This window comes from Streptomyces sp. CA-146814 (genome assembly GCF_050942385.1).
Lineage (GTDB): Bacteria > Actinomycetota > Actinomycetes > Streptomycetales > Streptomycetaceae > Streptomyces.
In genome coordinates, this window is sequence record NZ_CP192068.1 from 346,684 (window position 1) to 368,451 (window position 21,768).

Genomic DNA, 21,768 nt, shown 5'->3' on the forward strand with positions numbered 1-21,768 from the left:
AGGTTCGTGGCCAAGCGGGCGACACGCTTCCGGGCCGGGCCGGCACGTCCTACGGTCCGTAATCAGCCCCGTCGCCACCCGGGCTTCCGCCGACCGGCGGACGTACGCCGCCGTACGGCGACCGAACCATGTGCGAGGAAACCATGAGCCAGCCCCTCGACTCCGTCACCGCAGGCCACACCCCCGAGGACGTCAACCGGCAGGAGCCCGGCGCCTCCTGGTCGTTCGAGACCAAGCAGATCCACTCAGGAGCCGAGCCGGACCCGGCGACGGGCGCCCGCGCGGTGCCGATCTACCAGACGTCGTCGTTCGTCTTCCGCGACACCCAGCACGCCGCCGACGTGTTCTCCCTCGCCGAGCCCGGCAACATCTACACCCGCATCCACAACCCCACGCAGGACGTCCTGGAGCAGCGCATCGCCGCGCTGGAGGGCGGGGTCGCCGCCGTGGCGCTCGCCTCCGGCCAGGCGGCCGAGACCCTGGCGCTGCTGACGCTCGCCGGAGCGGGTGACCACATCGTCTCCTCGCCCTCGCTCTACGGCGGCACCTACAACCTCTTCCGCCACACGCTGCCCCGGTTCGGCATCGAGGTGACGTTCGTCGAGGACCCCGAGGACCTGGACGCCTGGCAGGCGGCCGTGCGGCCCAACACGAAAGCGTTCTTCGCGGAGACGCTCGGCAATCCGCGCGGTGACGTGCTGGACATCCGGGCGGTGGCCGACACCGCGCACGCCGCCGGAGTGCCGCTGATCGTGGACAACACCGTGCCGACGCCGTACCTGCTGCGGCCGATCGAGCACGGCGCGGACATCGTCGTCCACTCGGCGACCAAGTTCCTCGGCGGCCACGGCACCACCATCGGCGGGGTCGTCGTGGACGCGGGCACCTTCGACTTCGGCGCGCACGCCGAGCGCTTCCCCGACTTCCACGAGCCCGACCCGAGCTACCACGGACTCCGGTACTGGCCGGCGCTCGGCCCGGGCGCCTTCGCCATCAAGCTCCGCGTCCAGCTGCTCCGCGACCTGGGACCCGCGCTCTCGCCGCACTCCGCGTTCCTGCTGCTCCAGGGTGTGGAGACGCTGAGCCTGCGGCTGGAGCGGCACACCTCCAACGCGCTGGAGCTGGCCCGCTGGCTGGAGCGGCGCGACGAGGTGGAGACCGTGCACTACGCGGGCCTGCCGTCCAGCCGCTGGTACGAGGCCGGGCAGCGCTATCTGCCGCGCGGAGCGGGAGCGGTCCTGGCCTTCGAGCTGAAGGGCGGGGCCGGGGCGGGCAAGCAGTTCGTGGACGCGGTCGAGCTGTTCAGCCACCTCGCCAACATCGGTGATGTACGGAGCCTGATCATCCATCCGGCCTCCACCACGCACAGCCAGCTCACCGAGGAGCAGCTCGTCGCCACCGGCGCCACGCCGGGCCTGGTGCGGCTCTCGGTCGGGCTGGAGAACGTGGACGACCTGAAGGCCGACCTGGAGGCCGGGTTCCGGGCCGCGAAGGCGGCGTCCTGAACCGTGGCGCCGCGCCCGCCGCACTTCCCCTCCCGCCGGCCTCCGGCGGCCTGCGGGAGGGGGACCCGCCCGGTCGTCGCCGCTGGGTGACGATCGAGGACCCGCCGCCCCTGGAGTCCGGCGTCCGGCTACCGGGGGTCCGCCTGGCGTACGAGACCTGGGGGCAGCGGGCGGCGGACGGTTCCAACGCCGTGCTGGTCCTGCACGCGCTGACGGGTGACAGCCATGTGGCCGGACCGGCCGGCCCCGGCCATCCCACGCCCGGCTGGTGGGACGCGCTGGTCGGACCGGGCCGGGCGCTCGACACCGACCGGTGATTCGTCGTCGCACCGAACGTGCTCGGCGGCTGCCAGGGCAGTACGGGCCCCTCTTCCCCGGGACCCGGCAACGCGCCCTGGGGCTCCCGGTTCCCGTATCTGACGGTACGGGACCAGGTGGCCGCCGAGGCAGCGCTCGCCGACGCGCTGGGCATCGGGCGGTGGGCGGCCGTGATCGGCGGTTCCATGGGCGGCATGCGAGCCCTGGAGTGGGCGGTGAGCAGGCCGGAGCGCACCGGTTCGCTCTTCGTGCTCGCCGCTCCGGCCGCCGCGTCCGCCGACCAGATCGCCTGGGGTTCGGTGCAGATCGGCGCGATCCGCTCCGACCCGAAGTGGCGGGGCGGCGACTATCACGGCGCTCCGCCCGGCGGCGGTCCGCACCGGGGCCTCGGCCAGGCGCGCCGCATCGCCCACCTCACGTACCGCACCGAGCCCGAACTCGCCTCCCGGTTCGGCGGTGCGCCGCAGCCGGGCGAGGAGCCGGGGCGCGGCGGGCGCTATCAGGTGGAGTCCTATCTCGACCACCACGCGGGCAAGTTGGTGCGCCGGTTCGACGCGGGCAGCTATGTGGCGCTCACCGAGGCGATGAACGGCCACGACGTCGGCCGTGGCCGGGGCGGGATCGAACGGGCGCTGCGCCGGGCGGAGATGCCCGCGCTGGTGGCGGGCGTCGACTCGGACCGGCTCTATCCGCTGTACCAGCAGCAGGAGTTGGCGGAGCTGCTGCCGGGCGCGGATGCCCTGCGCGTCGTCAACTCTCCGTACGGCCATGACGGTTTCCTCATCGAGACCGGACAGGTGGGCGCGCTCGTAAGGGAGTTGCTCCCACCGACCCCCACGCCCCTCCCCTCCCCCGTCCTCACCAAGGAGCTTCCATGAGCCCGCTTTCTCCACCGTCCGAGGATGTCTACGACCGGATACGGCTGCGGCAGTGGTCCGCCGGAGCGGCGCGCTCGGCCGGGATCGACCGCCGCGATCTGCTGAAGCTCGTCGCCGCCGCCTCGGCGGCCGTACCGCTGGCTTCCGTCGCCGCCGCCCCGGCGCACGCGGCGACCGCCCCGGCGGCCGTCGGCCTGCCCGGTGTGGTCAAGCCGCTGCCGCCGGAGCTGTTCACACTGCGCGGCACCAACGCGGAGACCAACTTCGCCGCGCTGAAGGGCACCGGCCTCCTCACGCCCGCCGACCGGTTCTTCGTCCGCAACCACACCGCCACCCCGCACATCGACCGGGACACCTGGAAACTGACGGTCTGGGGCGACGGGCTGAAGGGCGGCCCGGTGGACTTCACGTACGCGGATCTGCTGCGGCTGCCGTCGGTGAGCCGTACCGGGTTCGTGGAGTGCGCGGGCAACAGGCGCAGCTTCTTCGCGTCGCAGCAGGGGCAGGCGGTCAGCGGTACGGCGTGGACGCTCGGGGCGATCGGCACGGCCCGCTGGCGCGGGGTGCGGCTCGGGGACGTGCTGCGGCGGGCCGGGATCGGGCGCCACGCGGTGGACGTGCTGCCGCGCGGGCTGGACGCGGAGGTCGTCACGGACGGCGTGAACCTGGGGCGGGTGCGGCGGCCGCTGCCGGTGGCGAAGGCGCTGGACGACGTGCTGATCGCGTACGAGATGAACGGCGAGCCGCTGCCGCCGGACCACGGGTATCCGGTCCGCGTCATCGCGCCGTCGTGGGTGGGCATCGCCAACATCAAGTGGGTCGGCGACATCGAGGTGAGCGCCGAGCCGCTGCTCACGCCGTGGAACACCGGCCTCTACCGGCTCTTCGGCCCCGGACATCCGCCGGAGGGCAGCGCTCCGCTGACCCGGCAGACGCTGAAGAGCGCGTTCGAGCTGGCGCAGGGCGCCACGTTCCCGGCTCGTCGCCGTACGGTGCTCACCGGCCGCTCCTGGTCGGGCGGGGCACCGGTGCGGTCGGTGGAGGTCAGCACCGACGGCGGCCGGCGCTGGCGGCGGGCCCGGCTGCACGACGCGCCGCGGGCCGGGAGCTGGGTGCGGTGGTCGGTGGACTGGGTGCCGACGAGCAAGGGTGCGACGGAGCTGCTGGCGCGGGCCACGGACCGGTCGGGCCGTACGCAGCCGAAGGCGACCGCGCACAACACGCAGGGGTATCTCTTCGACGCGGTGGTGCGGCACCCGGTGACGGTCAGCTGAGGCGGGCTCCGGCCCGTACGGCGGTGTGCACGGCACGGGCGATGCACGCGCCCCAGAGGGAGCGGGGTCCGGCGAAGGGTTCCCCGCCGTCGGGCCCCGGCTCGGGGGCGGCGACGCAGACGGCGTCCGTGGGGGTGCCGGAGCAGTCGAGTCCGGCGTCCAGGAGGGCCTGCACCTTGGCCTCGGTGGCGGTGGCGACGGCGTTGACGAGGGCGGCGTCGGAGAGTGCGGCGGGGAGTATGACGACGATGTTGACCGTGCCGGGGCCGTGCGGGGTGGCGGCCTCCAGGTCGGGGGCCGCCGCCCAGCCCCGTACGCCGAGGCCCGCGGTGACGGTCGCGGTGACACCGCCGTCGTGGCCGGTCGTGTACGCGGCGACGTCGGCGGCGGTCATCAGCCCGGCGCCGGGGCCGGTGAGCCCTTCGGAGGCGGCGATCTCGGCGAGGTGGCGGTCCGGGTCGAGGCGCGGGTAGCCGCCGGGGACCTGGGCGTTGAGGATCCAGGCGCGGGGCCCGATGCCGCCGCCGAGCACCGCGCTGCTGCACACCCGCACGCCGGACCCCAGCCGCCACACGAGGTGGTGGAGGTGGTGGCCGTCCTCGTGCCGGTCACGGAGCTCACCGCGCTGTTCCCCGCGTTGTGCGGGCAGCTGGACGCGTACGGAATCGATGGCGCACCCCTGGTGGCTCGGCGGGACCGGCTCCGGCCCGCCCTGTCGGGGCCGCCGTGCTCCGCCGAATCCTATGCGGGCCCGCACCCGCTCACCCGATTGGCCTAACTGGTGCGGGGGCCGCTCGGCGCGCTCGTACGGGGCCAGCAGGCACCGGCGGGCCGCCGAAGTCCCTGCGGCCGGGTGGCCGGGCGGTTGCAGCGTCCAGGCGGGTGGGGCGCGATGGAACCCGGACGTGCCTCCAACTGGTGGAGCCACCCACAGGGCGCGCCCGACGAGGAGGGTTCGGTTATGGGAGCCGCTGACGGTTTCACGGATTCCGGAGAGCTCGACGGTCTGACCGTGTACGACAACGAAGGCGAGAAGGTCGGCAGCGTGGGCCGGGTGTACGTCGACGACGACACCGGCAAGCCCGACTGGGTCACGGTCAAGACCGGCATGTTCGGCATGAAGGAGAGCTTCGTACCGCTCGCCGGTGCCCGTCGAGTGGGCTCCGACCTCCATGTCTCGCACTCCAAGGACACGGTCAAGGAGGCGCCTCGCGTCGACGCGGACGCCCACCTGTCCGTCGCCGAGGAGGAGGAGCTGTACCGGCACTACGGCCTGACCAGGAAGTCCGGCAACCTCGGTGACACCGGCAAGGGCACCGGGACCGGTGCCGACGCCCGGACCGTCGCCGGAACCGGCGCCATGGGCGCGGCCGGAGCGGGTGCGGCGGGCGCGGGCCGTGGCACGGGCACGCCGCCGAGCGCCAAGGCGACCGGCAGGACCACCACCACGGGCGCCGGAGCCGCGGGCACGACCGGAGCGGCCGGCATGGCCGGGACCGGCAAGCACCGCGACACGGACATGTCCGCCACCTCCCGTCCGCTGGCGGGCGCCGGAGCGGGCACCCGGGCCGCCGACATGAGCGGCAAGGAGGAGATGATCCGCTCCGAGGAGCAGCTGCACGTCGGTACGGAGGAGTACGAGAGCGGCCGGGCGAGGCTGCACAAGTACGTGGTGACCGAGGAGGTCACCCGGTCCGTGCCCGTCTCCCACGAGGAGGTGCGGGTGGTCCGCGAGCCGCTGCGGCCCGGTGAGAAGGTGACCGGGACCACGGACTTCGGCGAGCAGGACGTGGAGGTCACCCTGCACGCGGAGCGCGCCACGGTCCGCAAGGAGGCCGTCCCGGTGGAGCGGGTCCGCCTGGAGACCGAACGGGTCACCGAGCAGAAGGAAGTCTCCGCCGAGGTCCGCAAGGAGAAGATCGACTACGGCGACGGCAAGGACATGGACACCGGCAAGGACACCGGTGGCGAGTTCGGCCAGGGACGCCGCCGCTGACGGCGCATCCCCTCCGGCGGCCGGAAGGCCGCTCCCATGTCCTCGGCCTCCGGGCGGGCCCGTGCGAACGGGTCCGCCCGGAGGGCTGTCCTCAGCCCGCTGCTCAGCGGCGCGGCAGGAACCGTACCGAAGGACGCCCGTCCGGCCCGTCCGCGGTGACGACCGCCCGGACGCCGTACACGTCCTCGATCAGCTCCTCCGTGATGACCTCGGCCGGGGTGCCGCCCGCGATCACCCGGCCCGCCTTCATCACGGTGATCCGGTCGCAGAACATCGCCGCCAGGTTGAGGTCGTGCAGGGCGATGACGCTGGTGAGGGGCAGTGCGGCGACCAGGGCGAGCAGGTCCAGCTGGTGCTGGATGTCCAGGTGGTTCGTCGGCTCGTCCAGGAGGAGTTCGCGGGGCTGCTGGGCGAGGGCCCGGGCGATCTGGACGGGCTGGCGTTCGCCGCCGGAGAGGGTGTGCCAGGACTGGGTGGCCCGGTCGGTGAGGCCGGTGCGGAGCAGGGCGTCGGTGACGGCTTCCTCGTCGGTACGGTCCGGGGCGGACCAGGCGCGGCGGTGCGGGATGCGGCCGAGGCGGACGACGTCCAGGACGCTGAGGTCGACCTGGGTGACGGCGTGCTGGTCGACCACGGCGATCCGGCGGGCCACGGTGCGGCGGCCGAGGACGGCGAGGGGGTCGCCGTCCAGGGTGACGGTGCCGGTGTCCGGGGCGAGGAGGCCCGCGAGGATCCGCAGCAGCGTGGACTTGCCGGAGCCGTTGGGGCCGAGGAGGCCGACGGTGGCGCCGGGCGGTGGGGCGATGTCGACCCCGTCGAGGATGAGCCGGCCGCCGGCCTCCCGGCCGACCCGCTCGGCGCGAAGGCCTGGGGAAGCACTCATGACGTGCTCCGGGTGCGGTACAGGACGGCGACGAAGGCGGGGACGCCGATCAGCGCGGTGACGACGCCGACCGGCACCTCCTGCGGGTCGAGGACCGTACGGGCGAGCGTGTCGACCCAGACCAGGAAGATCGCTCCGGCGAGCGCGGTGACCGGCAGGAGCCTGCGGTGCCCGGAGCCGGTGAGCGCGCGGGCCGCGTGCGGGAGGACCAGACCGACGAAGCCGATCGCCCCGGCCGAGCTGACCAGGGCCGCGGTCAGCAGGGCGGTGGTGCAGAGCAGCACGATCCGGGTACGGGCGACGTTCACGCCGAGCGCGGCGGCGGCGTCCTGCCCGAAGGCGAAGGCGTCGAGCGTACGGGCGTGGGCCAGGCAGATCACCAGGCAGAGGGCGAGAACGGCGGTGCAGAGCGCCACCTCGCCCCAGCCGACGCCGCTGAGCGAGCCGAGCAGCCAGAACAGCACTCCGCGGGTCTGCTCGGCGTCGGCCGAGGTCATCACGACGAACGAGGTCAGGGCGGAGAAGAGCTGCATCGCCGCGACACCGGAGAGCACCACCCGGTCGGTCGTGGAGCCGAGCGTATGGCTGAGCAGCAGAACCAGGGCGAACGAGCAGATGGCCCCGACGAACGCACCGGCCGACAGCGACACCGCTCCCCCGCCGACACCGAGGACCACCACCACGACCGCCCCGGTGGAGGCTCCGGAGGAGACGCCGAGGACGAACGGGTCGGCGAGCGGGTTGCGCAGCAGCGACTGCATCACCGTGCCGCACACCGCGAGCCCGGCCCCGCACACGGCGGCGAGCAGGGTACGGGGCATGCGCAGGTTCCAGATGATGCCGTCCCGGATCGGGCTCAGCTCCGATCCGCCGAAGCCCAGATGGGAGGCGACGGCGGACCAGACGTCGGGGACGGAGATCCGGGCCGGCCCGATCGTGACGGCGACGGCTATGGAGAGCAGCAGGAGCAGGAGTCCGCCGGTCCAGATCAGCGCCTGCACCGGCGCGCCGACCCGCCGTACGTCAGCGGGCCGCTCCACCGTCGGGCTGCCGCTGCTCACCCCACGCGCCTTCACCGTCGGATGCCCGCCGCTCACCCCGCGAGCCCGAAGTCGCGCAGCCCGGCGGCGACGCGCTCCAGCCCCTCGACCGTCCGGATGGTGGGGTTCATGGCCTGGCCGCTGAGCAGCACGTACCGGCGGTTCTTGACGGCGTCCATGGTCTTGGTGACCGGGTTGGACTCCAGGAACTCGATCTTCTTCTCGGCGCTCTCGGCGGTCTGCATGGTGCGGCTCAGGTCGCCGATGACCAGGACGTCGGGGTTGCGGTCGGCGACGGTCTCCCAGCTGATCTGGGGCCATTCGTCGTGGGTGTCGTCGAAGACGTTCTTCGCGCCGAGCTCCCGGGTGATGACACCGGGGGCGCCGCAGCAGCCGGCCAGGTAGGGGGCCTTGGAGTCGGAGAACCAGTAGAGGAGAGAGGCCTTGGAACCGTCGATGCCGTCGGTGGCCTTCGCCACCCGGCCCTGGAGCTTCTTCACCAGGGCGTCGCCGCGCTCGGGGACGCCGAACACCTGGGAGAGCTCACGGACTTCGGTGTAGACGCTGTCCATGGTGAGGGGTGCGGTACGGGCTCCGTCACCGCCGCCGCTGTTGTCCTTGCCGGTGCAGTCGGCGGGCGAGATGTAGGTGGGGACGCCGAGCTTCTCGAACTGTTCGCGCGGGGCGACGCCGCCCTTGGCGAGGGTGGAGGCGAAGGAGGCGGAGAGGAAGTCGGGCTCCTTGTCGAGGACCTTCTCGGACGAGGGCCGGTTCTCCGATATGCGCTCGACGCCCGCGTTGGCCTTCTCCAGGCCCTTCATGACCGGGTCGCTCCAGGTGGCGGTACCCGCGAGCCGGTCGGCGAGGCCGAGCGAGAGGAGGATCTCCGTCGATCCCTGGTCGACCGAGACGGCCTGCTGCGGCGGCGCCTTCACGGTGACGGTGCGCCCGCAGTTCTTGAGGGTGAGCGGGAAGCCTTCGGCGCTGGTCTTGTCGCCACCGCCGGCGGCGGAGGTGGACCCGCCGCCGCAGGCGGTGAGCAGGACGACGCCGGCCGCGAGGAGGGCGGCGGTGCGTATCGGGGCGGGGGTGGCCTTGGGCAGCACGGAGGACCTCGGTGTCTCTGGGCCCAGCCGCGGAGCCCGTCGTACGGTCCCGTACCCCGGGTGCGGAGCACGGGTGCCAGCAGGTCTTCGGACTCGGGTTCGTCCGGGCGGGACGCCTTCCCGGAGCGTGGGTGCTCCAGTGGCCGTGGCCTCGCCCGTCCCCCTCACCGCTGCGCGTCAGTTCCGGTCTCGCACCGGATTCCCTGACCCCGTCGCTGGGGTTCGACTGGCCCCGGCAAGCTATCACGGGTCTTCGCGCAGCTCAGAGCCGGTGCGGGACCGCTTCATCGGTCGGGCCGGTGCGGCGCGGGATCGTCCCGCCGCACCGGCCCGGCCGGCCCTTACGGCGCTTGCAGCGCGATCACCGCGTTCTGTCCGCCGAAGCCGAAGGAGTGGCTGACGGCCCGTCGTACGGGCACCTCACGCGGTGCCTTGGTGACGCAGTCGATGGCGAACCCGCGGTCGGGGGCGTCCAGGTTGGCGATCGGCGGGACGATGCCGTGCTGGAGCGTCAGGACGGTCAGTCCCGCCTCGATGGCTCCGGCCGCTCCCATGCAGTGGCCCAGGACGCCCTTGGGGGCCGTGACGGGCGGCCGGTGCGGGTAGGCCCGGCCGATGAGAGCGGCTTCCGTCGCGTCGTTCAGCGGGGTCGAGGTGCCGTGCGCGTTGACGTGGTCGACGTCCTCGGCGCGCCAGCCCGCGTCCCTCAGCGCCGCGTCGACGGCGGCCTCGGCGACCGCACCGGAGGGGTGCGGGGAGGTCGGGTGGTGGGCGTCGGTCGTGGCGCCGGTGCCGGCGAGCAGCGCTCGGGGGGCCGCCCCTCTGGCCCGGGCGTCCTCGGCCCGTTCCAGGACCATGATCGCGGCGCCTTCGCCCATGACGAGCCCGGCCCGGTCGGCGGCGAAGGGACGGCAGAGACGGGCGGGGTCCCCGTCACCGTCCCGCAGCGCCGCCGCGCCCGAGCGGGCGAAGCCGGTCATGGCGACCGGGAAGACGATCGACTCGGTGGCTCCGGCGATCGCGATGTCGCACTGACCGAGCGCCAGCATGTCGCGGGCCACGGAGAGGGCGGTCACTCCGGAGGAGCAGGCCGTGCACGGGGCCAGGCTCGGGCCGGTGGCCTTCATCTGGATGGCGATCTCCGCCGCGGGCATGCTCGGGATGGTGAGCAGGATGCCCGAGGGTGAAGTGGCCTCGGGGCCGCGCCGCTCCAGGGCGACGGCCTGTTCGGTCAGTCCGGCGGAGCCGCCGCTGCTGGTGCCGACGACGACGGCGACGCGGGCGCCGTCCCAGTGGGCGGGGTCGAGCCCGGCGTCGGTCACCGCCTCCCGTGCGGCGAGGACGGCGAACTTGACGTACCGGCCCATGCGGAAGGCGGTCCGGCCGCCGACCGCCTCGTCCAGGTCGATGCCGGAGACCGTACAGGCGAAGTCGACGGCGCAGCCGTGCAGTTCGGGGACGGTGCGCGCGAAGGACGCGCCGCGGCGGACCCCGTCCCAGGTGGTGTCGGTGGTGTGGCCGGCCGGGGTGATCATCCCCAGTCCGGTGACGGCGATGGCGGGTCGGTTCATCGGGTGTTGCTCACCGGCACCGCACTGCCTTCCGCCTCGCCGCCGACGGCCGCGTCGATGAACGCGGAGATGTCGGCCAGCGTGGCGTCCTTGTAGAGCTTCTCGGAGTCGGCGCTGACTCCGAGGGTCTCCTTGATGATGACGGCGAACTCGGCGACCGCCAGGGAGTCCATCTCCAGGCTGTCCATCGTGGACTCCGGCAGGACTTCGGCCGCGGGCACCTTGAACGTCTCGGTCAGCACCTCGGTGATCTTCGGGTGGATGGTCTGGCTCTTCACGGTGTTTCCTCTCATCGGCGGCCTCTGATACGGCGGGGGTGGCGGTACGCACCGGCCCACCGCCGAAATAACTGGAGGACGACCCTCCGGTTACGCCCTGGGGCGAACCGATTCGTCTACGCTCACCTGCGGCTTCTCGAACCATCGGGAGAGCATCGACGTGGTTCCCCAGTACGCCAGCAGCACACCGCGCGTCCCGAGCGCCGCCACCTTCTCGCGCAGCGGCCGCCGCCGCTTGCTGCCGCAGGCGGGCCGCCGGAACTCCGCCGTGCGGCGCCCGGCCCCGGCCACGCTGCGCCCCGCCGCTCCCCTCGGCCCGCGGCCCCGGTGCCAGGACCCCTCCGGGTCGTCGTAGGCGTCCGCGTAACCGGGTCCGGCGATCGGCCAGTCCGACATCAGCCGCTCCGGCAGCGCGAACGACCCCACCAGCTCGGGCGCGTGGAGGGCCACGGTCGCGACGAGCCGCTCCACCGCGTCAGGCAGCGCGGACACCTGTTCGGCGGTCAGCCGTCCGGCCGCCAGCAGGTCACCGCTGTTGCGGGCGATCCACTGGAGCGCGAAGAGGCGGTGCAGCTCGGTCAGCCGCTCGCGGGCCGGGCCCGGCGGCAGGGTGGCCGCCGCCTGCTCGTACGCCTCGCCCGCCTGCCGGTAGCCGTACGCCTCCACTCCGCGCAGCGCCGCTCCCGAGGCCGCGTTCCACCGGCCGAGCGGGTCGCCGGGCGGAGCGGCGCTGATCCGCTCCCGGGCGCGGTCGAACCAGCCGTCCTCCACCGCCGCGAGCAGCCGGCCCAGGAAGCGCGGGTCGTCCAGCTCGCCGGGGCCCTCCGCCTCCTCCTCGTCCCGGACCGTGACGCTGAACAGCATCTCGGCGGCGGCCTTGGCGTGGACGGCGAGGTTGTCGCCCTCGGCGGTGATGGCGCCCTCGATGCCGGTGAAGAGTTCGGTCATGCCGTTGTTCTCCAGCAGCCCCTGCGCCCCGCACCGCTCCCGGCACTCGACGATGACACCGCGCGCCTGCCAGGTGATCCAGCCCTTGGCGACGGCGACCAGGCGTTCCGCCTCGTCCCGGTCGGCGGCCGGAGCGGACTCCCAGCGGTCCAGGGCCCTGCGGTGCAGGAGGCTCATCGCGAAGACGGTGGCCATCGCGCCGGCGAGCGGGCCGTGGTGGGTGCGGTGCGCGTAGACGGGCACGCGCCGCGAGCCACGCGATCCGGAGACCAGGCGGTGGCCGGCGTACCGGATCGCGAGAGCGAGCGTGACCCGGGCGGAGCCGACGGCGCAGGCGCTCATGGAGAGCTTGCCGGGGGTGACGCGGCCGATGGAGAGGAGGAACCGCCTTCTGCGGTTGGCCAGTTCGCTGGTGAACCGCCCGTCCTCGCCGATCCGCCCCTGCCCCCCGGCGAGCAGCGCATCGCGCGGGACGAAGTACCGGTCGAAGGAGGTGAGGCAGTGGTCGACCGGCGAGCCCATCCGGGCGGGCAGCCGCCGGACCCGTACGCCGGGCAGGGCGCTGACGGCGTCGGTGAGGGGCGCGAGGAAGAGGAAGACGCCGTGGTCGGTGCCGTCCACGAGGAGCCGGGCGGCGACCACGCCGGTCTTGGGGCCGCCTGCGGGGCTGGTGTTGGGCATGAACTTCTGGGCGCCGGAGTTCGGGGTGTGCAGGACGAAGCCGTCGCGGTCGCGGTCGTACGTCGCGGTGGTCTCGACGGCCGCCGCGTCGTTGCCGTGCGCCACCTCCGTACAGAGGAAGGTGCCGATGGACCGCAGCTCCAGGAAGTCCGAGAGGTCGCGGAGCGTGCCCGGGTCGTGGTCCAGGAGGGAGCCGAGGAAGAGGTTGTAGTGGATGCCCGCGACGGTGGTCAGCGCCGGGTCGACCGGGCCGAGCCATTCGTGCAGCGCGGCCAGGGCGCGCGGGTCGGCGGCGAGCCTCGCGCCGCTGTCCAGTGCGTCGTTGAGGATGCGGAGCCGGTGGTAGGAGAGGGCGAGCCGTTCGTCGGGGGTGCCGCCACCGGAGCGACGAAACGGTTCTGTTGTGAGCAGCCGTCGCCAGAACCCGTGTTCCTGGCGGAAGTTGTCGCCGTAGAGCACCCGGGTGAGCAGATCGTTCGTGGAGGGCTGTTGTGGTTTATGCGTGGATACGGTCACGACAGAGTAACGATCAAGGAACGGCGAGGACACCCCTCGCCGTTCCCGAACGGCCCTGTGGGGTCAGGCGCGTTGGAAGGCGAGCGCCACGTTGTGTCCGCCGAAGCCGAAGGAGTGGCTCACCGCGCGCTCGACCCGTTGGTGGCGGGGCTCCTTCACCACGCAGTCGAGCGGGAAGCCGTCGGGAAGGGCGTCCAGGTTGGCGATCGGCGGGATGAGGGAACGTTCCAGCGTCAGGACGGTGGCGACCGCCTCGATCGCGCCCGCCGCCGCGAGGGAGTGCCCGATGACGCCCTTGGGTGCGGTGACCGGCGGGCGGTGCGGGAAGAGCCGGGAGATGAGGGTGGTCTCCATGGCGTCGTTGAGGGGGGTGGAGGTGCCGTGGGCGTTGATGTGGTCGACCTCGCCGGGCGTCCAGCCCGCCTGGTCGAGCGCCGCCTGAACCGCGCGCTCGGCGCCGCGTCCGTCGGGGGCCGGGGCGGTGGGGTGGTGGGCGTCGGTGCTGGAACCGGCCCCGGCGAGCAGCGCGCGGGCCCGGCCGCCCCGGGTGCGGGCCGCCTCCTCGCGCTCCAGGACCAGCATGGCGGCGCCCTCACCGATCACGAAGCCGTCCCGGTCGGCGGCGAACGGCCGCGACGCGCCCGCCGGATCGCCGGTACGGGTGGAGAGCGCGCCCATCCGCGCGAACGCGGTCACCACCAGCGGCGTCAGCACCGACTCGGCACCTCCGGCCACCACCACGTCACAGCTGCCGCCGAGCAGCAGATCGCGGGCGACGGCGATCGCGGTGGCCCCGGAGGCGCAGGCGGTCGCGGGCGCGAGGCTCGGGCCGCCCGCCTTGAGGGCGATGGCGACCTCACCGGCCGCCGCGTTGGGGATCATCATCGGGACGAGCAGCGGCGAGACCGCCTCCGGTCCCGAGGCGGCCAGCTTGGCGGCGTTGTCCACCAGGACGGAGACGCCTCCGACGCCGACGCCCAGCACGACGCCGACCCGGCCGCCGTCCCACACCGCCGGGTCGAGACCGGCGTCGGCGACGGCCTGCCGGGCGGCGACGACGGCCAGTTTCACGAACCGGGCCATCCGCCACACCGAGCGGCCACCGACCGCCTCGTCCAGGTCGACGGCGTCGACCGGGCAGGCGAAGTCGACCGGGAGACCGGCCAGTTCCTCGCATCGGCGGGCGGTGGAGTGCCCGGAGCACAGCCCCTCCCAGAAGCTGTGCTCGTCAGCCCCTGCGGGTGTCACCAGGCCGACCCCCGTCACCGCGATGGCGGTGCCGGTGGCGGCTCCGGGGCCCTGATCAGCGGACTGCGACATGCTGTGTTCCTTCCGTAGAAATCGTCGAGTTGGTCTGCGGGGTCCCCGGCCAGCGAAGTGCCGCCGAACCCCAGGTCAATCCGCCCCCGAACGCGGTGAGCAGCACCCGGTCCCCGCGCCGGAGCACCCCGCGCCCCGCCGCGTCGGCCAGGGCGAGGGGGATGGAGGCGGCGCCGGTGTTGCCGACCCGCTCCAGATGGGTGACGCACCGCTGCGGCGCGATGCCGACCCGGTCCGCGACGGCGTGCAGGATCCGGGCGTTGGCCTGGTGCGGCACGAAGTGGTCGACCTCGGCCGGGTCCCAGCCCACCCGCTCCAGGAGCGTCCGGCAGGAGCCGGTCATCCGCTCCACGGCGTGCTGGTAGACGGTCCGGCCCTGCATCCGGAAGTACGCGTCCGAGAGCGCGGGCGGTTTCCCGTCCGCGCGGGCCCGGGCGCCGCCACCAGGGACGGTGATCAGGTCATGGCCGGTGCCGTCGCTGCCCAGGTCGAAGGCGAGCAGCTCACCGGGGTCACCGGTCCGCCCGGCCGCCACCAGGGCCGCGCCAGCCCCGTCACCGAAGACGACGCCGGCCGAGCGGTCCTCCGGGTCCAGCCAGGTCGAGTAGACGTCGGCGCCGACCAGCAGGATGCGCGCGTACAGCCCGGAGGCGACCAGGCCGTGGCTCAGGGCGAGCCCGTAGACGAAGCCGCTGCACACGGCGGCGATGTCCAGCGCCGGTACGGTGCCGAGCCCGAGCCGGGAGGCGAGGGCGGGCGCGGTGCCGGGGCAGAGGTGGTCGGGCGTGGCGGTGGCGAGGACCACCGCGTCGACCGGGCCCGCCGCCGGGGAGGCCGCGAGCAGCCGGGAGGCCGCCGCGTAGGCGAGGTCACCGGTGGCGACCCCGGGTCCGGCGCGGTGCCGACTGCCGATCCCCGTACGGCGGCGGACCCAGGCGTCGTCGACACCCCACCCGGCCGGGAGCAGGTCGTTGGGGACCGGCTCGCCCGGCACCCAGCCCGCCACACCCTCCAGCACCGCCGTACGCGCGCCACCCTCCGCTAACGCCCGCTCCCGCCGACCCGCACCGCTGTCCACTGCCCGTCCGCTCGCCACCCGCTGCCCCGATCCCGTTGTCATACTGCGAACGGTTGACGAACGGCGGGACGCCTGGCGAGGGTGCGTTCGACTGGGCCGAACGGGTCATGACGGCTTGTCAGTTACGTACGAGCGCCTCCGGAAGCCCCCTGAGCCCCGTCACGGGTGAGCGCCTCCCGGAGCTCCTGCGCATCGGGCGGGTTGGCGCCGGCCCGGGAGACGGTGACGGCGGCGGAGGCGACCGCGTGGCGCAGGACGTCGGTGACGGTGTCGCGGTCCACGGCGCGCAGCCGCTGCCGCGCGCCGGGGCCGAGGAGACCGTGCGCGGACAGCGCGTGGAGCGTGCCCGACATGAACGCGTCGCCCGCGCCCACGGTGTCCACGACGTCGACCGGCGCGGCCGCCACCGTGATCCGGCCGCCGGGCAGCACGGCCAGGGCCCCGTCACCGCCCCGGGTCACCAGGACGACGGCGGGCCCGCGCTCCAGCCAGCGCGCGGCGACCTTCTCCGGCTCCTCCCCCGGATACAGCCACTCCAGGTCCTCGTCGCTGGCCTTGACCAGGTCGCTCAGCGCGACGCACTCCTCGACCCGGGCCACGGCGGCCGCGTGGTCGCCCATGAGCGCGGGCCGCACGTTGGGGTCGTAGCTGACGGTCGCGGTGGGCCTGGCGGCGCGGACGATGTCCAGGACCGTGGCCGACCCCGGCTCCACCACCGCGCCGATCGACCCGGTGTGCACATGGCCCGGTGCGGGTTCGACGGCGACCGGTGCGAGGGTCCAGGCGATGTCGAACGCGTACGAGGCCTGCCCGGCTTCGTCCAGCGTGACGACGGCCGACGGAGTGGCGGCCGTGGAGCCGTCGGTACGGACGGTGACGCCGGCGGAGGCCAGGTGGTCCCGGATGAGCCGCCCGTTCGGGTCGGGGCCGAGCTGGGTGAGGAGCGTGGCGGGGTGGCCGAGGCGGGCGAGGCCGTAGGCGACGTTGGCGGGGCTGCCGCCGGGGTGGACCCTGTCTTCCTGGTCCGGCAGCCGGACGATGTCGGCGACGCATTCGCCGACGACCAGCAGGTCGGTGTGGTCGGGCATCGGGGTGGATCTCCTCAGCTGCTGTGACATGGGTGTCCTCAGGTCCTCCGCACCCATTCAGCCCGATCCGGCCCCGGGGACGGAAGCCACCGCGGGCATCGGGTATCGACCGGTCACCGTTCGGACGGCGATACGGCCGGAACGGTCAGCGCAGGGGCCGGCTTCTGCGGGCTCCCGTCGGTCCTGCGTACCCAGAGCAGGGCTCCGGCCAGCACGACGGCGGCGGCCAGCAGCCAGGGCAGCGGGCCGAGCGGCAGGGTCCCGACGGCCAGTCCCGCACCGGCGGCCACCAGTTGCAGGGCGAGCGACTGGACGGAGAGCGCGGTGGCCCGGCCCGAGGCGTCGACCCGGCGGTGCAGCAGGTCGTTGGCGTTGGGCGCCGCGACGCCGAGCCCCAGATACACGAGTCCGAAGCCGGTGACGGCGACCGTCGTGGCCAGGGTGCTCGTCGAGCCGGTGGTGAGGCCGAGCAGCGCGAGACCGAGCACCACCACTCCGCGGCCCGTCAGCACCGCGCGCCCGCTGCTGCGGGTCAACCGAGCGGCGAGCGGGCCGAGTTGGCTGCCGAGGGCGGAGCACACGAACCCGGCACAGGCGAGTCCGGCGAAGAGCAGCGCCCCGGACTCGGCCGTCCCCATGAGAGCGGCGGCCCGGCGCGGGGTGAGCAGTTCGACCGCCGCGAGGGCGGCCCCGGTGGTGCTCGCGGTCAGCAGGAGGCGCCGGATCACGGTGTCCTGGCCGCCGAGCCGGATCCCGGCACCGATGGCGGCGGGCACACCGCCGACGACTCCGCGCAGGGTGGCCCGGGGGCGGGGCGGTTCGGGCAGGGCGCTCACCACGTACAGCACGAAGGCGATCTCGACGAGCACGCCGAGGAGGGCGGGCACGGAGAGCGGGATGACGAGCCCGCCGGTCGCGTCGGTCAGCCACTCCGCGACGCCGGGGCCGAGGCCGAGCAACCAGGGCAGCCCGCCGCCGAGCAGGGTGCCGAGCGCGAGGGAGGCGGACATGGCGGAGGTGCCGCGCGCCAGTCCCGTACGGAGGTCGGCGCCGGGGCCCGCGTGGGCGTGGACGGTGTCGACGTACCAGGCCTCGGCGGGCCCGCTGGACAGGGCGCGGGCGCAGCCCATCAGGACCATGCCGAGCGTGATGGCCCAGGCGGTCGCGGACAGGCCGATGAGCGTGAAGGCCGTGGCGTTGAGGAGCCCGGCGGTGGCCAGGACGGCGCGGCGGCCGATGACGTCGGAGAGTCCGCCGGTGGGCAGCTCCATCGCGGCGGCGGTGAGGGAGTGCACGGCGAAGAAGCCCGCGATGGCGGCGAGGCCCATGCCGCGCTCGGTGTAGAGGAGCACCCCGGTCGCGATGGACATGCCGATGGGGAGCCAGAAGAGGAAGGAGACCGTGGCGAACCGGCGGCGCGCGGTCAGCGGGTCGAGGCCGCGTCCGGTGGGAGCGGGCGGGGGCGGTATCGACGCGTCGTCGCCGGGCCGGAGGTTGCCGGTTCCGGCGCTCACGAGGTGTTCTCCTCCGCGTCGGGAGCGGGCTCCGGCGCCAGCGGAAGTCCGGCCGTGAAGACCACGACCTGTTCGGCCCGGGGGTCGGACACGTCGCGGGCGGCCAGTTCGGCCGTCTTCGCCGCGAGCGTCTCCCACAGCTCGGCCAGCGACTCCGGGGTCAGCCGGGGCAGGCTGTCACTCAGCCCCGACGGCTCCTGCCAGGCGCTGTCGAGCCGGCCGCTCTCCAGGTCGGCCTCGTGGCGGGCCAGCGAGCGCTCCAGGTGTGCGAGCTGGCGGCGGCGGAGCGCGCTGAGCGCGGCGCGGCCGCCGGGCGCGCGGTGCATGGCCTCGTTGCTCCACGAGGTGACGGAGTGCACGGCCTTCCAGCGGCGTTCACGGCTGTCGCGGTGGTCGGCCTCGGCGACGAACGCGTACTTGGCGAGGACCCGCAGGTGGTAGCTGGTGGAGGCCGAGGACTCGCCCGTCCGCGCGGCCAGCTCGCTGGCGGTGGCCGGACCGTGCTGCCGGAGCAGGCCGAGCAGCTCGATCCGCAGGGGGTGGGTGAGGGCCTTGAAGGCGGCTCCGTCGCGTTCGGGATCGAGGACGCGGCGGGTCGGTTCGCTGGTCATGGCAGCAGCGTAGAACGGCCCGGCCACTTTCCCAAAGTATTTTTGCAGAATATTTTTTGGAGAGTTGCGGCCATGCCGTCAGGCGGTGGACCGCGCCCGCAGAACGTCGATGACCTCCCGGCACCAGTCCCGGTTGGCCCGCTCGAAGGCGAGCCCGCGCCGGCAGGTCAGATAGGGCCCGATCCGCTCCCCGTACCGCAGGAACTCCTCCTCCGGCCGCTCGCCGCGCATCCCTTCCAGCAGCGCCTCGAACTGCGCGGCCCTGGCCTCGGCGAACTCCGCCCGCTCGGTGAGCCGCGCGATCAGCTCGGCGGCGTCGAGATGGTCCGCCGCCTGGACCTTGACCAGCAGGTCGTCCCGGATGAACGACGGCTTGGCGGCGACCGCCGCGAACCGCTCCAGCTCGGCGAGGCCGTCGTCGGTGACCTGGAACAGGCGCTTGTTGGGCCGCGCGTCCTGCACGACCTCGCGTCCGGCGACCAGGCCCTCCTTCTCCAGCTTGGCGAGCTCGGCGTACAGCTGCTGCGGCAGCGCGTGCCAGAAGTTCGCGACGCCCATGCCGAACGCCTTGGCCAGCTGGTATCCGCTCAGCTCCTCGTCGAGCAGCGCCGCCAGTACGGCATGACGCAGGGCCATCGGGCCGCCTCCCTCTCCCCACTCGCTCCCCCGCACCCCTGTCCAGGAGCACATGGCCCATGATAGTCAAGAAAGTGACTACTCATATTCATGACTAGTCACTTTCTTGACCATCACCCTTCGAGGAGACGCCATGACCACCGCAGTGGACCGCTTCCGCGCCGCCGTCGACACCCGCGACCTCAGCGCCCTGGACGACCTCTTCACCGAGGACATCCGGTTCTACAGCCCGGTGAAGTTCACGCCGTTCGAGGGCCGGCCGATGGTGCTGGGACTCTTCGGGGTGCTGCTGCGCACTTTCGAGGACTTCCGGTACGTCGGAGAGTTCGCCGGCACGGCGGAGACCAGCGTGGACGGGTCCGAGGCCCCGGCGGCGGTCCTGCTCTTCCGGGCGACCGTGAACGGCAAGGAGATCCACGGCATCGACCTGGTCCACCTCGCCGAGGACGGGCGGATCAAGGAGTTCACCGTGATGGTCCGCCCCCAGTCCGCCGTGCACGCGCTCAGCGAGGCGGTCCTCGCCGGGCTGGTGGCCGACGGGCTGGTCCCGACGGAGTAGGCGCCGCCCCCGGAGACGCCCTACCCCTCCAGCGCGTCCGTCGCCTACCCCTCCAGCGCGTCCGCGACCAGGCCCAGGAAGCGGGCGTGGTCGCGGGGGCCGTACAGCGGCTCCGGGTTCCACGGCACGACCGGCTCCCCGCCGTCCAGGCCCAGCTCGTCGAGCGGGGCGGCGTGGGCGCGGATGTCGGTGAGGATCACGTCCGGGCGGAGCGCGAAGGTGTCCGCCCGGCCGAGCGTGGACCAGTTGGCGCCGGGGCCCGGCGCCGGCTCCACCAGGTGGACGCCGAGGTCGGTGAGGACGCGTAGTTCGGGCCACATCGTGGGGCGCGCGACGTGGGCCTGGTCGGGTCCGGCCGGGGAGAGGGCGACCACGCGGGGGCCGTCGGCCCCGCCCGCGGCGGCGATCGTCCGCAGCCGCTCCCGGGCGGCGTCCAGATCGGCGTCCGCCTCCGCGCGGTGCTCGGCCCCGAGCGAGCGGGCCAGCTCGGCGAACCGGTCGCCGATCTCCGCGAACGTACGGGCCTGACTCACATCGATGACGACGACCGGGACCCGCTCCTCCAGCGGCTTGGCGGTCTCCGGCGCCAGCCCGTACACATGGCCGTTGCCGTAGCTCACCGCGACCACCAGATCGGGCCGGCCGCTCAGCAGCCGCTCCACGTCCAGCCCGCTGCCCGCACCGGCGTACGCCACCTCGCCCAGCGGAAGCGTCCCGGTCTTGGCGCGGTCGGGCTCGGGGCCGTCATGGTCGGAGCCGAAGATCGCCTGCGGCCGGATCCCGAGACCCCACAGCGTCGCTCCGGCCTGGACATAGGCGAGCACCCGCTCGGGCCGCCGGACCGCCGTCGACAGCTGCCCCCGGTCGTCGGAGAACCGCCATTCGCTCTGTTCCGTCACGTCACACACGCCCCTCTGCCACCGACTGCCGTACCGCTTGTGCGAGTTCGTACACGTGTACCTGCCCACCTGCTCACCGCCACATCCCTCCACCCGGCCTCGACCTTCGTACCGCCCGGTATCCGGCGCGACGGGCGGGGAAGTTCACCGAGTGTTAGAAAGGATCCGCACTCGGTCACTCCGAGTAGTCCTCTCCGCCCGCCCTCTCCGGATGGAGCCAACTCCCCATGCGCGCACCCCTTGTGAAAGCGACTCTCGCCTTCGGCGTCGCCGCCTCCCTCTGTGTCGCCCCGTTCTTCGCCGACCGGTCCGCGAGCGCTCCGGCGGGAGCGGCGGCGCGAGCGGCGGGCTGTCCCGTCGTCGATGTGCTGGTGGTCCACACGCCCAAGGCCGCGCAGCGGCTCGGCGGCGAACACCGGGTCCCGGCCTCGGCCCAGCGGATCGCGACCCGGATGAACCGCTCGCTCGCGGCGGACGGGCTCTGCGGGATCATCCGGGTCGTCCACCCGTACACGGCGAAGGGGTACGACGGTTCGGAGGAGTTCCGCGCCGCGTACGCCGTACTGAAGGACCACACCTCGGGGCTCGGCCGCCAGGTGCACGAGCAGCGCGCGCGGTACGGCGCCGATCTGGTGACGCTCGTCGTCGAGCGGACCGAGCGCGGCGGCGGCACGGCGGACTACACCCCCGCACTCGACAGCTCCACCGACGAGTACGCGTACGCGGTCGTCGAGGTCGACGGCATCGAGCTGGACTCGGCGAGCCACGAGATCGGGCACAACCTGGGCCTGGCCCATGACCGTACGACACTGGCGTCGGACACCGGCGGGGCGATGAACGTGAGCCGCACCCGCCCGTACAACACCGGCTGGATCACCGAGAACCGGCGGTACTACACGATCATGGCCTACCGCGCCTCGTGCGGCACGGGGTGCAAGCGGATCAGCCGGTTCTCCAGCGCCGAGGGGCTCTGGAAGGGCCACCGGCTCGGGGACGCGTCGAACGACAGTGTGCGGGTGCTGCGCGAGACGATGCCGATCGTGGCCGGATACCGTTCGAAGGCCTGACC

General features: G+C 73.6%; 19 protein-coding genes, 1 pseudogene and 1 riboswitch. Of the genes and pseudogenes, 6 read left to right on the forward strand and 14 right to left on the reverse strand.

Features of this window, described 5'->3' with window-relative positions; genetic code table 11:
* The first annotated feature begins 143 nt into the window (after positions 1-143).
* The 3 genes and pseudogenes from ACQP09_RS01365 (at position 144) to ACQP09_RS01375 (ending at position 3,975) form a co-directional block, all read left to right on the forward strand.
* Complete coding sequence (locus tag ACQP09_RS01365; RefSeq protein WP_433395272.1) at positions 144-1,505, forward strand: bifunctional o-acetylhomoserine/o-acetylserine sulfhydrylase; 1,362 nt, start codon at positions 144-146, stop codon at positions 1,503-1,505.
* A pseudogene (gene metX, locus ACQP09_RS01370) lies at positions 1,502-2,701 on the forward strand (homoserine O-acetyltransferase MetX). Before ACQP09_RS01365 ends, metX begins: the two are co-directional and overlap by 4 nt.
* Positions 2,698-3,975: a sulfite oxidase gene (locus ACQP09_RS01375; protein ID WP_433395274.1), complete on the forward strand. Its 1,278-nt coding sequence runs from the start codon at positions 2,698-2,700 to the stop codon at positions 3,973-3,975. Before metX ends, ACQP09_RS01375 begins: the two are co-directional and overlap by 4 nt.
* Here ACQP09_RS01375 and ACQP09_RS01380 read toward each other — a convergent pair.
* Complete coding sequence (locus ACQP09_RS01380; protein ID WP_433406453.1) at positions 3,968-4,624, reverse strand: adenosylcobinamide amidohydrolase; 657 nt, start codon at positions 4,622-4,624, stop codon at positions 3,968-3,970. The genes ACQP09_RS01375 and ACQP09_RS01380 overlap by 8 nt on opposite strands.
* A 312-nt stretch (positions 4,625-4,936) precedes the next feature.
* On the opposite strand from ACQP09_RS01380, the gene ACQP09_RS01385 reads away from it, so the two are divergent.
* Positions 4,937-5,971, forward strand: coding sequence for a PRC and DUF2382 domain-containing protein (locus ACQP09_RS01385; RefSeq protein WP_433395276.1), 1,035 nt, complete (start codon positions 4,937-4,939; stop codon positions 5,969-5,971).
* Between the two features lie 103 nt (positions 5,972-6,074).
* Here the strand turns inward: ACQP09_RS01385 and ACQP09_RS01390 are convergent, their stop codons facing one another.
* The 12 genes from ACQP09_RS01390 to ACQP09_RS01445 all read right to left on the reverse strand — a co-directional run bounded on the left by ACQP09_RS01390 (position 6,075) and on the right by ACQP09_RS01445 (position 19,241).
* Positions 6,075-6,854, reverse strand: a complete 780-nt coding sequence (locus tag ACQP09_RS01390; protein WP_433395278.1) for an ABC transporter ATP-binding protein — start codon at positions 6,852-6,854, stop codon at positions 6,075-6,077.
* A complete protein-coding gene (locus ACQP09_RS01395; RefSeq protein ID WP_433406454.1) occupies positions 6,851-7,894 on the reverse strand; it encodes a FecCD family ABC transporter permease in 1,044 nt (347 codons plus the stop codon). The genes ACQP09_RS01390 and ACQP09_RS01395 overlap by 4 nt, the downstream gene beginning before the upstream one ends.
* 53 nt (positions 7,895-7,947) lie before the next feature.
* The gene (locus ACQP09_RS01400) at positions 7,948-9,000 is read right to left on the reverse strand and encodes an ABC transporter substrate-binding protein (protein WP_433395280.1); all 1,053 of its coding nucleotides are present in this window, start codon (positions 8,998-9,000) and stop codon (positions 7,948-7,950) included.
* Positions 9,001-9,061: 61 nt separating this feature from the next.
* Positions 9,062-9,246: riboswitch (cobalamin riboswitch) on the reverse strand.
* A 95-nt stretch (positions 9,247-9,341) separates the two neighbouring features.
* Complete coding sequence (locus ACQP09_RS01405; RefSeq protein ID WP_433395282.1) at positions 9,342-10,571, reverse strand: beta-ketoacyl-[acyl-carrier-protein] synthase family protein; 1,230 nt, start codon at positions 10,569-10,571, stop codon at positions 9,342-9,344.
* A complete protein-coding gene (locus tag ACQP09_RS01410) occupies positions 10,568-10,849 on the reverse strand; it encodes an acyl carrier protein (protein WP_432150094.1) in 282 nt (93 codons plus the stop codon). Before ACQP09_RS01410 ends, ACQP09_RS01405 begins: the two co-directional genes overlap by 4 nt.
* Before the next feature lie 90 nt (positions 10,850-10,939).
* On the reverse strand, positions 10,940-12,994 hold the full coding sequence (locus ACQP09_RS01415) for an acyl-CoA dehydrogenase family protein (RefSeq protein ID WP_433395285.1): 2,055 nt from the start codon (positions 12,992-12,994) through the stop codon (positions 10,940-10,942).
* 63 nt (positions 12,995-13,057) lie between these two features.
* Complete coding sequence (locus tag ACQP09_RS01420; protein WP_433395287.1) at positions 13,058-14,314, reverse strand: beta-ketoacyl-[acyl-carrier-protein] synthase family protein; 1,257 nt, start codon at positions 14,312-14,314, stop codon at positions 13,058-13,060.
* Positions 14,298-15,332 carry a beta-ketoacyl-ACP synthase 3 gene (locus ACQP09_RS01425; RefSeq protein WP_433406455.1) on the reverse strand — a complete coding sequence of 345 codons (1,035 nt, stop codon included), beginning with the start codon at positions 15,330-15,332 and terminating at the stop codon, positions 14,298-14,300. The genes ACQP09_RS01420 and ACQP09_RS01425 overlap by 17 nt, the downstream gene beginning before the upstream one ends.
* Before the next feature lie 182 nt (positions 15,333-15,514).
* Positions 15,515-16,480, reverse strand: a complete 966-nt coding sequence (locus ACQP09_RS01430) for a carbohydrate kinase family protein (protein WP_433395289.1) — start codon at positions 16,478-16,480, stop codon at positions 15,515-15,517.
* Positions 16,481-16,593: 113 nt separating this feature from the next.
* Positions 16,594-17,994, reverse strand: a complete 1,401-nt coding sequence (locus tag ACQP09_RS01435; protein WP_433395291.1) for an MFS transporter — start codon at positions 17,992-17,994, stop codon at positions 16,594-16,596.
* Entirely contained in the window at positions 17,991-18,605 is a 615-nt protein-coding gene (locus ACQP09_RS01440; protein WP_433395293.1) for a helix-turn-helix domain-containing protein, read from the reverse strand. The genes ACQP09_RS01435 and ACQP09_RS01440 overlap by 4 nt, the downstream gene beginning before the upstream one ends.
* Positions 18,606-18,683: 78 nt before the next feature.
* Entirely contained in the window at positions 18,684-19,241 is a 558-nt protein-coding gene (locus ACQP09_RS01445; RefSeq protein WP_433395295.1) for a PadR family transcriptional regulator, read from the reverse strand.
* A gap of 133 nt (positions 19,242-19,374) precedes the next feature.
* On the opposite strand from ACQP09_RS01445, the gene ACQP09_RS01450 reads away from it, so the two are divergent.
* Positions 19,375-19,800, forward strand: a complete 426-nt coding sequence (locus tag ACQP09_RS01450; RefSeq protein ID WP_433395297.1) for a nuclear transport factor 2 family protein — start codon at positions 19,375-19,377, stop codon at positions 19,798-19,800.
* Between the two features lie 44 nt (positions 19,801-19,844).
* Here ACQP09_RS01450 and ACQP09_RS01455 read toward each other — a convergent pair whose 3' ends face one another.
* A complete protein-coding gene (locus tag ACQP09_RS01455; protein ID WP_433395299.1) occupies positions 19,845-20,699 on the reverse strand; it encodes an ABC transporter substrate-binding protein in 855 nt (284 codons plus the stop codon).
* Positions 20,700-20,926: 227 nt separating this feature from the next.
* Here ACQP09_RS01455 and ACQP09_RS01460 point away from each other — a divergent pair, with 227 nt between their 5' ends.
* On the forward strand, positions 20,927-21,766 hold the full coding sequence (locus tag ACQP09_RS01460) for a M12 family metallo-peptidase (RefSeq protein WP_433395300.1): 840 nt from the start codon (positions 20,927-20,929) through the stop codon (positions 21,764-21,766).
* Positions 21,767-21,768 lie beyond the last annotated feature (2 nt).